The organism is Sphaerisporangium sp. NPDC004334, from assembly GCF_053602655.1.
In genome coordinates, this window is record NZ_JBSGDZ010000001.1 from 370,435 (window position 1) to 383,363 (window position 12,929).

General features: G+C 75.5%; 2 protein-coding genes. Both read left to right on the plus strand.

The features are described 5' to 3' along the window. The first annotated feature begins 10 nt into the window (after nucleotides 1-10). The gene (locus ACWEN6_RS01550; protein WP_452568434.1) at nucleotides 11-4,678 is read left to right on the plus strand and encodes a type I polyketide synthase; all 4,668 of its coding nucleotides are present in this window, start codon (nucleotides 11-13) and stop codon (nucleotides 4,676-4,678) included. 18 nt (nucleotides 4,679-4,696) lie between these two features. Further along, nucleotides 4,697-12,925 (plus strand): SDR family NAD(P)-dependent oxidoreductase, encoded by an 8,229-nt coding sequence (locus ACWEN6_RS01555; protein ID WP_452568435.1) that lies wholly within the window; start codon nucleotides 4,697-4,699, stop codon nucleotides 12,923-12,925. Nucleotides 12,926-12,929 lie beyond the last annotated feature (4 nt).

Genomic DNA, 12,929 nt, shown 5'->3' on the forward strand with positions numbered 1-12,929 from the left:
CACCCCGCACATGTCCGACGAAGAGAAACTCCGCACCTACCTCAACCGGGTGACCCACCAGCTGCGCCAGACCCGGCAGAAGCTGGAGGCCGTCGAGTCGGCCGCCAGGGAGCCGATCGCGATCGTCGGCATGGCGTGCCGGTTGCCCGGCGGGATCGCCTCGCCCGGCGACCTGTGGCGGGTGGTGGTCGAGGAGCGGGACGCCATCGGGCCGTTCCCCGCCGACCGGGGCTGGGACCTCGACGGCCTCTACCACCCCGACCCCGGGCATCGCGGCACCTCCTACGTCAGGGACGGCGGCTTCCTGTACGACGCCGGCGACTTCGACGCGGAGTTCTTCGGCATCCCGCCGAGGGAGGCGCTGGCGATCGATCCGCAGCAGCGGCTGCTGCTGGAGACGGCGTGGCAGGCCCTGGAGGACGCCGGCATCGATCCGGCCGCGCTGCGCGGCGGCGACACCGGCGTGTTCGCCGGGGTCATCTCCCAGGAGTACGGACCCAGCCTGCACCATCCGCCCGCCCGCGGCACCGACGGTTACGTGCTGACCGGTAACACCACGAGCGTGGCCTCGGGACGGCTCGCCTACACCTTCGGCTTCGGAGGCCCGGCGGTGACCGTCGACACGGCGTGCTCGTCGTCCCTGGTGGCGTTGCACCTGGCCGCGCAGTCGCTACGGCTGGGGGAGTGCTCCTTCGCCCTGGCCGGCGGCGCGACCGTGCTGGCGGCGCCCGGGATGTTCATCGAGTTCTCCCGCCAGCGCGGCCTGGCCGCCGACGGCCGGATCAAGGCCTTCGCGCGCGCCGCCGACGGCACGGCCTGGGCCGAGGGCGCCGGGCTGCTGGCGCTCGAACGCCTCTCCGACGCCCGGCGGCACGGCCACCGGGTGCTGGCCCTGCTGCGGGGCAGCGCCGTCAACCAGGACGGCCGCAGCAGCCAGCTCACCGCCCCCAACGGCCCCGCCCAGCAGCGCGTCATCCGCCGCGCGCTGGACGCGGCGGGGCTGGCGGCGCACGAGGTCGACCTGATGGAGGCGCACGGCACCGGCACCACCCTCGGCGACCCGATCGAGGCGGGCGCGCTGCTGGCCACCTACGGTCAGGGCCGCGAGCCGGGCCGCCCGTTGTGGCTGGGCTCGCTGAAGTCCAACATCGGCCACTCCCAGGCCGCCGCCGGCGTGGGCGGCGTGATCAAGGTCGTGCAGGCGATCCGGTACGGACTGCTCCCGCGCACGCTGCACGTGGACGAACCGTCTCCGCACGTCGACTGGTCGGCGGGCGAGGTGGAACTGCTGACCGAGGCCCGCCCCTGGCCGGCGGAGGTGGTCCGCCGCGCGGCCGTGTCGAGCTTCGGCGTGAGCGGCACCAACGCCCACGTGATCGTCGAACAGGCCCCGGCCGCCGCGACGCCCACGGCCACGCAGGCCCCGGCCGCGCCGGGCTCCGGCGCCCCCGTCGTTCTCGGGCACGCCCCTGCGCCGGGCTCCGCCACCTCGCCGGGACGACCGGCCGGGGCCGTCCCGTGGGTGGTCTCGGGCCGGACCCTCACCGGGCTGCGGGCGCAGGCCGGCCGGCTGGCCGAGTTCCTCACGCCCGATCTCGGCCTCGCCGACGCCGCCCACTCCCTGGCCCGCCACCGCGCGGTGCTGGACGAACGCGCGGTGGTCGTCGGAGATCGCGACGACCTGGTGGCGGGGCTGCGGGCGCTGGCGGCGGGGGAGCCGTCGGCCTCGGTGGTCACCGGCCGGGCGGGCAGGGGCCTCGCGTACCTGTTCACCGGGCAGGGCAGCCAGCGGGAGGGCATGGGCAGGGAGCTGTACGACCGGTTCCCGGTGTTCGCCGAGGCGTTCGACGCGGCCGTCGCCGAGCTGGATCGTCATCTCGGCGGGGTGCGGTTGAAAGACGTGGTGTTCGGTTCCGGGGGGTTGTTGCATCAGACCCTCTACACCCAGACCGGGTTGTTCGCGTTGCAGGTCGCTCTGTTCCGGTTGCTGGAGTCGTGGGGGGTGCGGCCGGACCACGTCGCCGGGCATTCGATCGGGGAGCTGGCGGCGGCGCATGTCGCGGGGGTGTGGACGCTGCCGGACGCGGCGCGGGTCGTCGCGGCACGCGGCCGGCTGATGCAGTCGCTGCCGGAGGGGGGTGCGATGGCCGCCGTCGAGATCACCGAGAGCGAGGTCCCGTACGACGTGGAGATCGCCGCGGTCAACGGCCCGTCCTCCGTCGTGATCACCGGCGACGAGGACGTGATCGGCGACCTCGTCGCGGAGTTCACCGAGCGGGGCCGGCGCGCGCGGCGGCTGACGGTCAGCCATGCCTTCCACTCCAGGATGCTGGACCCGATCCTCGCGGAGTTCCGCCAGGTTCTGGAATCGGTGGCCTTCCACGAGCCGCGGATCCCGCTGGTGTCCACCCTCACCGGCCAGGCCGGCGATGTCACCGTGCCGGACCACTGGGTCCGTCAGGTACGGGAACCCGTCAGGTTCGCCGACGCGGTCATCACCCTCGACGCCGCGAACGTCACGACGTTCATCGAACTCGGGCCCGACGCGGTCCTGTCCGGCATGGCCCGCGAATCGCTGCCCGCCGACCGGGTCGTCGTCCCCGTCCTGCGCAAGGACCGGCCCGAGGAGACGACCGCGCTGCTGGCGCTCGGCCACGCCCACGTCCACGGCCGGCGGATCGACTGGGAGGCGGTCTTGCCCGGCGCCGGCCGGGTCGAGCTCCCCTTGTACGCCTTCCAGCGCGAGCGCTTCTGGCTCGACGCCACCAGGCCCGCCCAGGCCGGACAACCCCACGGCGCCGACGCCTGGCGGCTCCAGGTCGTGTGGCGGCACCTGCCCGACCTCCCCGCCGCAACGGGACTGGGCAGATGGCTGGTGGTCGTCCCGGAGAGCGCCGGGGACGCCACCGGGGACGCCGCCGAACGGGCGCTGGAGCGCCGGGGAGGCGAGACCGTCAGGCTGACCGTCACCCACGAGGGCCGGGAGGAACTGGCCCCGCGACTGGCCGCGGCCGGGCCGGTCACCGGGGTGCTGTCCCTGCTCGCCGACTCCGGCGTGGACGCCCGCGAAGACCTGCCATGGGCGTACAAGACGAATCTGGCTCTTCTGCAGGCCGCGCACGACGCGGGCCTGGCCGCGCCCGTCTGGTACGTGACCAGGAACGCCGTGTCGACCGGCCTCGGCGACACGCCGCCCGAGCCGGCGCAGGCGCTGCTGTGGGGCCTCGCCGCGATCGCCGCCGCCGAGAGCCCGGAGAACTGGGGCGGCCTCGCCGACCTGCCCGCCGACGCGGGACCGGCCCACTGGGACCGCCTCGCCGACGCCCTCGGCGGCCCCGAGCACGAGATCGCGATCCGCGACTCCGGCCGGTACGCCCGCCGCCTGGCCCGGACCACCCCGCCACCCGAGCCACCGGAGGGCACTCCGTGGACGACGACCGGGACGGTCCTGGTGACCGGCGGCACCGGCGCGCTCGGCGGCCACCTCGCGGGGCTGCTGGCCGGACGCGGCGTGCGGCACCTGCTGCTGGTCGGCAGGCGCGGCGCGGACGCCCCCGGCGCGGCCGAGCTCCGCGACCGTCTCGCGGCGCAGGGCGCCGAGGTCACCTTCGCCGCCGCCGACGTCGGCGACCGGGCCGCGCTCCAGCGGGTGCTGGACGCGATCCCGGACGACCGGCCGCTGACCGCCGTCTTCCACGCCGCCGCCGTCCTGGACGACGGCGTGATCACCGACCTCACGCCGGGCCGGGCCGAACACGTGCTGCGGGTCAAGGCGGGCGGCGCCCGCCACCTGGACGAACTGACCCGCCACCTCGATCTGACCGCGTTCGTCCTGTTCTCCTCGCTGGCCGGCGTGTGCGGCGTGCCGGGGCAGGCCAACTACGCGCCCGGCAACGCCTACCTGGACGCGCTGGCCGCCCGCCGCCACGCCCAGGGCCTGCCCGCCACCTCCATCGCCTGGGGCCACTGGGCCGGCGCGGGCATCGCCGGCTCCGAGGCCGGCCGTGCGCTCGCCCGCCACGGCCTGCGCGGCATGGATCCGCAGACCGCGATCACCGCTCTCGGCCGGGCGCTGGACCGCGGCGAGGTCGACGTCGTCATCGCCGACGCCGACTGGGCCACCCTCTTCGCCACCCGTCCCCGTTCCCTGGTCAGCGAACTCCAGGAGGCCCACGCCGGCGCCCCGCAGGCCGTCGTGGAGGAGGACCTGGCCGCCCGGCTGGCCGGGCTCGGCGGCGCCGACCGCCACCGGACGGTGCTGCGGCTGGTCCGCACGCAGGTCGCCGCCGTGCAGGGGCGCTCCTCGGCCGACGCCGTCGACCCCCGGGCGAACTTCCGCGACCAGGGCTTCGACTCGCTCACCTCGGTCGAGCTGCGCAACCGGCTCGGCGCCGCGACGGGCCTGCGGCTGCCGCCGTCCATGGTGTACGACCACCCGACCCCCGAGGCGCTGGCCGCCTACCTGCTGACCGAACTCGCGCCCGCCGCGCCCGCCGCGACCGGCCTGCTGGACCGCATCGAGGAGCTGGCCACGGCCGAGGCGACCCCGCGCGAGCGGGAGGCCGCCGCCGCCCGGCTGCGCTCCCTGGCCGCCGCCTGGGACGGCGGGCCCGACCTCGCGCCGGCGGGCGACGACGAACTGGTCGACTTCATCACCCGAACCCTCGGCATCTCCTGACCTTTGGACAGACGACACATGAGCGACGACCAGATCAGGCACCTGCTCAAGCGGGTCTCCACCGAACTGCACGACACCCGGCGACGGCTCGACCAGGTCCAGCGAGAACAGACCGAGCCGATCGCCGTCATCGGCATGGCCTGCAGGTTCCCCGGCGGCGTCCGGTCACCCGAGGACCTGTGGCGGCTGCTGGAGGACGGCACCGACGCCGTCACCGCCTTCCCCTCCGACCGGGGCTGGGACCTCGACGCCCTGTACGACGAGGACCCGGACCGGCCCGGCACCACCTATACCCGCCACGGCGGCTTCCTGGACGGTGTGGCCGACTTCGACGCCGGCTTCTTCGGCATCGCCCCGAGAGAGGCGCTGGCCACCGACCCGCAGCACCGCCTGCTGCTGGAGCTGGCCTGGGAGGCCTTCGAACGGGCCGGGCTCGACGTCACCGCGTGGCGCGGCGGGCGCACGGGCGTGTTCGCCGGGATGAACGGCCAGGACTACGCGGCGCGGCTGCCGTCCGTCCCGGCGGCCGTGGAGGGCCACCTGTCGATCGGCACGGCCATGAGCGTCGCGTCGGGGCGGGTGGCCTACACCTTCGGCTTCGAGGGCCCGGCGGTGACCGTGGACACCGCGTGCTCCTCGTCGCTGGTGGCGCTGCACCTCGCGGCCCGGTCGCTGCGGTCGGGGGAGTCGGAGCTGGCGCTGGCCGGGGGCGTGACCGTGATGACGTCTCCGGTGGGGTTCGTGGAGTTCTCCCGGCAACGTGGCCTGGCCCCCGACGGGCGCGTCAAGGCCTTCGCGGCCTCCGCCGACGGGACCGGCTGGGCCGAAGGCGCGGCGTTCCTGCTCCTCGAACGCCTCTCCGACGCCCGGCGCCACGGCCACGAGGTGCTGGCCGTGCTGACCGGTTCGGCGGTCAACCAGGACGGCGCCTCCAACGGCCTCACCGCGCCCAACGGCCCGTCACAGCAGCGGGTCATCCAAAGCGCCCTTTCGGCGGCCGGGCTGTCCGCGGGTGAGGTCGACCTGCTGGAGGCCCACGGCACGGGGACGACCCTCGGTGACCCGATCGAGGCGGGGGCGCTGCTGGCGACCTACGGCAAGGACCGCGACCCCCGGCGGCCACTCTGGCTGGGCTCGGTGAAGTCGAACATCGGGCACACCCAGGCGGCGGCCGGCGTGGCCGGAGTCATCAAGGTCATCGAGTCGATCCGGCGCGGCGTGCTGCCGAGGACGCTGCACGTGCGGGAGCCCACGCCGCACGTCGACTGGAGCGCGGGGACGATCCGCCTGCTCACCGAGGCCGGTCGGTGGCCCGCGGAAGGCATCCGGAGGGCGGGGGTGTCGGCGTTCGGCGTGAGCGGCACCAACGCGCACGTCATCATCGAACAGGCCCCCGCGTCCCCTCCGGCGCAGACGGCGCAGACGGCGCGGCCGGCGGGGACGAGCGAGGGGCCGGTGCCGTGGGTGGTGTCGGCGCGGACGCCCGAGGCGCTCCGGGCCCAGGCCGCCTCGCTGGCCGCGCACCTGGCGGAGCCGTCCGACGTGGCGGCGGTCGCCCGGTCCCTCGCCACCGGCAGGGCCCGGCTGGACGAACGCGCGGTCGTGGTCGGGTCGGACGGCGCCGAACTGGTGGCCGGGCTGCGCGCCCTGGCGGCGGGGGAGTCCTCGCCGCAGGTCGTGACCGGTGCCGAGGGGGGCGAGCTCGCCTATCTGTTCACCGGGCAGGGAAGTCAGCGGGAGGGGATGGGGCGGGAGCTCCACGAGCGGTTCCCGGTGTTCGCCGAGGCGTTCGACGCGGCCGTGGCCGAACTCGACCGGCACCTCGAAGGTGTCTCGGTACGTCAGGCGGTGTTCGGGTCCGGCGGTCTGATCGACCGGACCGTCTACACCCAGACGGGGCTGTTCGCGTTGCAGGTCGGGTTGTTCCGGTTGCTGGAGTCGTGGGGGGTGCGGCCGGACCACGTCGCCGGGCATTCGATCGGGGAACTGGCGGCGGCGCATGTCGCGGGGGTGTGGACGCTGGCCGACGCGGCGCGCGTGGTGGCGGCCCGCGGCCGATTGATGCAGGCGCTGCCGGCCGGTGGCGCGATGGCGGCCGTCGAGGCCACCGAGGACGAGATCCGGGGCACCGTGGAGATCGCCGCGGTCAACGGCCCGTCCTCGATCGTGGTGACCGGTGACCAGGACGCGGTCGAGGCCGTCGTCGCGGACCTGTCGGGCAGGGGCCGGCGGACCCGGCGGCTCACCGTCGGCCACGCCTTCCACTCCGCCCGGTTGGACCCGATGCTGGCCGACTACCGGCGGGTTCTGGAATCGGTGACCTACCACCCGCCGCGCATCCCGCTGGTCTCCACCCTCACCGGAGGGACCGGTGAGGTCGGCACGCCGGACCACTGGGTCGATCAGGTACGGCGACCGGTCAGGTTCGCCGACGCCGTCACCACCCTGGACGCGGCCGGCGTCACGACCTATCTGGAACTGGGCCCGGACGCCGTCCTGTCCGGCATGGCCCGCGAATCGCTGCCCGCCGACCGGGTCGTCACCTCGGTCCTGCGCAAGAACCGGCCCGAGGACCTCACCGCGCTCCTCGCCCTCGGGCACGCCCACATTCACGGCAGGCGAATCGACTGGGACGCCCTTCTTCCCGGCGTGGGCGGCGCCGGCCTGCCCACCTACCCGTTCCAGCGCTCCCGCTACTGGCTCGACGTGCCGGACGGGGCCGCGGCGGGAACACACGACCATCCGCTGCTGAACGCCGTCGTCCACCTCGCCGGCGGAGGCGTGCTGCTCACCGGCCGGCTCTCCACGCGCACCCACCCGTGGCTCGCCGACCACGCCATCGCCGGCACCACGGTCCTGCCCGGCACCGCCCTGGTCGACCTCGCGCTGCGCGCCGGCGCGGAGGCGGGGCTGCCCGTCCTTTCCGAGCTGGTCATCGAGAGCCCGGTGGTCATTCCGGGCGACGGGGACACCGACCTCCAGCTCGCCCTGGACGGCGGCGACCTCGTCGTCCACTCCCGATCCGGCCAGGGCGACTGGGTCAGGAACGCCACCGGCCGCCTGGCGACCGCCCACGGCGAACGGGAAGCCGGCACGGGCGTATGGCCGCCCGAGCACGCCGAGCCGCTCGGCGTCGAGCACCTGTACGAGACGCTCGCTTCGGCCGGGCTCGACTACGGCCCCGCTTTCCAGGGCGTGACCGCGGCCTGGCGTGACGGTGAGACGATCTACGGCGAGGTGTCCCTCCAGGACGGTGAGGACGCCGGGCGGTTCACCGTGCACCCGGCCCTGCTGGACGCGGCCCTCCACCTGGCCGCCGACCCGGGCCGCCTGCTGGTCCCGTTCGCCTGGCGGGGAGTCCGCGTCCACCGCCCGCGAGCCGCCGGCGCCCGCGTCCGGCTGGTCCCGGCGGGCACCGACGAGTGGACGGTGGAGCTGGCCGACGCCGCGGGCGCCCCGATCGTGTCGGTCGAGGGCCTGCGCTCCCGCCCGATCGACCCCGGCGCCCTCCGGCCGGCCGCCCTCTACGCGGTGGAATGGATCGACGCCCCGGCCGGGCCGCCCGCGCGGACCGCCACCACGATCGACGTGGCCACGACAGACCTGGCCGCGACCGGCGGGGTGGCCGCCGCCACCGAGGCGGCGCAGGACGGGCGCGGTCTCCATGACGTGGTGAACGGCCTGCTCGCCGAGTTGCGCGACCGGCTCGACGAGCCCGGCACGATCGTGGTCCGCACGTCCGGGGCGGTGGCGGCCCTGCCGGGCGAGACCGCCGACCCCACGGCCGCCGCCGTCTGGGGGCTGGTGCGGTCGGCCCAGACCGAGCACCCGGGCCGCATCGTCCTGATCGACGGGAACGTTCCGTCGTCGATCCCCGCCGGCGAGCCGCAGTTCGCGGTGCGGGACGGGCGAGCTCTCGTGCCCCGCCTCACCAGGACCACGGGAGAGGCGGGCGCGCCGCTCGACCCCGCGGGGACCGTGCTGGTCACCGGCGGCACCGGCGGCCTCGGGGCTCTGCTGGCCCGGCATCTGGTCACCCGCCACGGCGCCCGGCGGCTCATCCTGACCAGCCGCCGCGGCGCGGGCGCGCCGGGAGCGATCGAGTTGCGGGAGGAACTGGCCGCGCTCGGCGCCCGGGTCGACATCCTCGCCGGTGACGTGGCCGACCGGAACTTCCTGGAAGGCGTGCTGGCCACCGTGCCGCGGGAGCACCCGTTGACCGCCGTGGTGCACGCGGCCGGAGTCGTCGACGACGGAGTGCTCGGCTCGCTCACCCCCGAGCGGGTGTCGGCCGTGCTGCGGCCCAAGGCCGACGCCGCCCGCCATCTGCACGAGCTGACCATGGACCGGCCGCCGGCGTGGTTCGTGCTGTACTCGTCGATCGCGGCCACGCTCGGCAGCGCCGGTCAGGCCTCCTACGCCGCCGCCAACGCCTACCTCGACGGCCTGGCCGCGCACCGCCGCGCGCTCGGCCTGCCCGCCGTGTCGCTGGCCTGGGGCCTGTGGGCGGAGAGCACGGGGATCAGCGGCCACCTCAGCGAGGCCGACCTGACCAGGGTGGCCAGGAGCGGGGTCCGGCCGCTGGCGACCGCCACCGGCCTGGAGCTGTTCGACGCCGCGCTCGGCGTGCGGGCCCCCGTCGTGATCCCGGCCGCGCTCGATCCGGCCGCCGTGCCGCTGATGCGCGGCGTCGCGAGGCCGGTACGCGTGTCCGCCCCCCAGGACGACCTGCCGGCCCGCACGCTCGCCGGTCTGGCCGGGGAGGCCCGCGGCGAGGCCGTGCTCACCCTGGTCCGCGCGGAGACCGGAGCGGTACTGGGCACGAGCGCGGTCGGCGCCAAGCGGCCCTTCGGTGACCTCGGGCTCGACTCGCTGATGTCGGTCGAGCTGCGCAACCGGCTCACCGCCGCCACCGGGCTGCGGCTGCCCGCCACGCTGACCTTCGACCACCCCACGCCCACCGCCGTCGCCGCCTTCATCGAGACCCTGCTCGAACCGGAGGCCCCCGCCGCTCCCGCCGCCGTGACCAGGCGCGCCCGGACCGGTGAGGACCCGATCGTCATCGTCGGCATGGCCTGCCGACTGCCCGGCGGCGTGGCCGGCCCCGACGACCTGTGGCGGCTGGTCGAGTCGGGCGGCGACGCGATCTCCGGGTTCCCGCAGAACCGGGGCTGGGACCTCGATTCGCTGTACGACCCCGACCCCGGCCGTCCCGGCACCTCCTACACCCGGCACGGCGGGTTCCTGCACGACGCCGCCGAGTTCGACGCGGCGTTCTTCGGCATCTCGCCCCGCGAGGCGCTGGCCACCGACCCGCAGCACCGCCTGCTGCTGGAGACGGCGTGGGAGGCGTTCGAGCAGGCCGGGATCGACCCGGAGACGTTACGCGGCAGCCGTACCGGGGTGTTCGCCGGGGTCATGTACCACGACTACGCGCCCCCCGCGGGGACCGCGCCGGTCGCCCTGGAAGGCTTCCTGGCCAACGGCAACGCGGGCAGCGTCGCCTCCGGCCGGATCGCCTACTCCTTCGGGTTCGAGGGGCCCGCGGTCACCGTCGACACGGCCTGCTCGTCGTCGCTGGTGGCGCTGCACCTGGCCGTGCAGTCACTGCGCACCGGAGAGTCGGACCTGGCGCTGGCGGGCGGAGTCGCGGTGATGGCCACGCCGTCGGTGTTCGTCGAGTTCTCCCGGCAGCGCGGCCTGGCCGCCGACGGCCGGTGCAAGGCGTACGCGGCGGCGGCCGACGGCACGGGCTGGGCCGAAGGGGTGTCTCTGTTGCTGGTCGAGCGGCTGTCCGACGCCCGCCGGCTGGGCCATCCCGTGCTCGCCGTGGTCCGCGGCACCGCCGTCAACCAGGACGGCGCCTCCAACGGGCTGACCGCCCCCAACGGGCCGTCCCAGCAGCGGGTGATCCGGCAGGCCCTGGCCACCGCCGGGCTCGCCCCGGACGAGGTGGACGTGGTCGAGGGTCATGGGACCGGGACGACGCTCGGCGACCCGATCGAGGCCCAGGCCCTGATGGCCGTCTACGGGCAGGACCGGCCCGGCGACCCGCTCTGGCTCGGCTCGCTGAAGTCGAACATCGGCCACACCCAGGCCGCCGCCGGCGCGGCGGGGGTGATCAAGATGATCCAGGCGATGCGGCACGGCGTGCTGCCGAGGACCCTGCACGTCGACGAGCCGACTCCGCACGTCGACTGGTCGCAGGGCGCGGTCCGGCTGCTCACCGAACCCCGCGAATGGACCGCGGAGCGGCCCCGCCGGGCGGGGATCTCCTCCTTCGGCGTCAGCGGCACCAACGCCCACGTCATCATCGAGCAGCCGTCCGACGCCCCGGCGGCGGAACCGGCACAGGCGCCGGCCCCAGGAACGGCCCCCCAGACGGCCCCCCGAACGGCCACTGAAACAGGCCCCGAAACGGCCCCCGAAACGGCCCCCGAAACGGCGCGGCGGCCGGATCCGCTTACGGTCTGGCCGATCTCCGCCCGGACGTCCGAGGCGCTGGCGGGCCAGGCGGCCCGGCTCGCCGAGGTCGCCGCCGATCCGGTCGACGTCGGCTTCTCCCTGGTCACCACCCGGGCCGCGTTCGAGCAGCGCGCCGTCATCGTGGCCGGCGACCGGGAGGGCTTCGCCGAGGGAGCCCGCGCGCTGGCCGCCGGGACCTCCGCGAGGCGACTCGTCCGCGGCACCGCCGACGCCGAGGGCAAGGTCGTGTTCGTCTTCCCCGGGCAGGGGTCGCAGTGGGCCGGCATGGCGGTCGAACTGCTCGAAGGCTCGCCCGTCTTCGCCGCCAGGTTCGCCGAGTGCGCGCGGGCCCTTTCGCCGTACATCGACTGGAGCCCCGAACGCGCCCTGCGAGACGGCTCCGACCGGGTGGAGGTCGTCCAGCCCCTGCTCTGGGCCGTCATGGTGTCGCTGGCCGCCGTCTGGGAGCACCACGGCGTCCGGCCGGACGCGGTCGTCGGGCACAGCCAGGGCGAGATCGCGGCCGCCGCCGTGGCGGGCCTGCTCACCATCGAGGACGCCGCCCGCGTCGTGGCGCTGCGCAGCAGGGCGATCGTCGCGCTGGCCGGCACCGGGGCCATGGCCTCCATCGCGCTGCCGCCTGACCAGGTCGAACCCCGGCTCGGACCGGGGGTGTCGATCGCGGTGGTGAACAGCCCCGCGCAGGTCGTCGTGTCCGGCGATCCCGAGGCGGTGGCGGCGCTGGTCGAGGCGGTGAAGGCGGAGGGCGCGCGGGCCCGGGAGATCGCCGTCGACTACGCCTCGCACTCCCACCACATCGAGCGCGTCGAGACCGCCGTCCGCGACGCCCTCGCGCCGACCAGGCCGCGGCGGGGCCGGGTGCCGCTGTTCTCCACGGTCACCGGTGACTGGCTCGGCGACACCCCGGCGGACGCCGGCTACTGGTATGCGAACCTGCGGGAGCGGGTCCGGTTCGAGGAGGCCGTGCGGGGCCTCGCCGACCAGAACTACGGCGTGTTCATCGAGGTCAGCCCGCATCCGGTGCTGACCTCGGGCGTCCAGGAGACGCTGGCGGGCCGGCCGGTCGTGGTGGCGGGCACCCTGCGCCGCGACCAGGGCGGACGCGAGCGCCTGCTCACCTCGCTGGCCGAGGTGCATGTGCGCGGTGTCGCGGTGGACTGGCTGCCGGTCTTCCCCGGCGCCCGCCGGGTGCCGTTGCCCACCTACGCCTTCCACCGCCGCCGCTACTGGCTCGACCACGCCCCCGCCGGGCCGCGCGCCGCCGACGTCGTCACCGCGGAACCGGCGCAGGCGCCGTCGCTGGCCACGCTCACCGGCGCCGACCTCGAAGCCGCCGTGCTGGCGGTGGTGCGGACCGAGTCGGCGATCGTTCTCGGCCACGACGACGCCGGGGCGGTGGAACTCGGACGGCCCTACCGCGACGTCGGGCTCGACTCGCTGACCGCCGTCGACCTGCGCAACCGGCTGAGCACGGCGACCGGGTTGGAACTGCCGCCCACGCTGGTCTTCGACCACCCGACCCCGGCGGCCATCGCGGCCTACCTGCGCGACGAGCTGTCCGGCACGGCCGTCCGGTTCCCCAACGCGGCGGCCTCCCTGGACTACCTGGAGACGGCGCTGTCCGCCGGCGCCGAACCCGAGTTGCTCGGCCGGATGCGGCGGCTGCTCGACCAATGGGACACCGGCCCCGGCACGACGGTCGACCTCGACTCCGCCACCGATGAGGAGCTGTTCCGCCTCCTCGACCACGACCCGCTTTAGGAGC

Excerpts from the sequence above, each read along its gene's own strand:
- ACWEN6_RS01550 (WP_452568434.1), top strand. The coding sequence starts at position 11 with ATGTCCGACGAAGAGAAACTCCGCACCTACCTCAACCGGGTGACCCAC.
- ACWEN6_RS01555 (WP_452568435.1), top strand. The coding sequence starts at position 4,697 with ATGAGCGACGACCAGATCAGGCACCTGCTCAAGCGGGTCTCCACCGAA.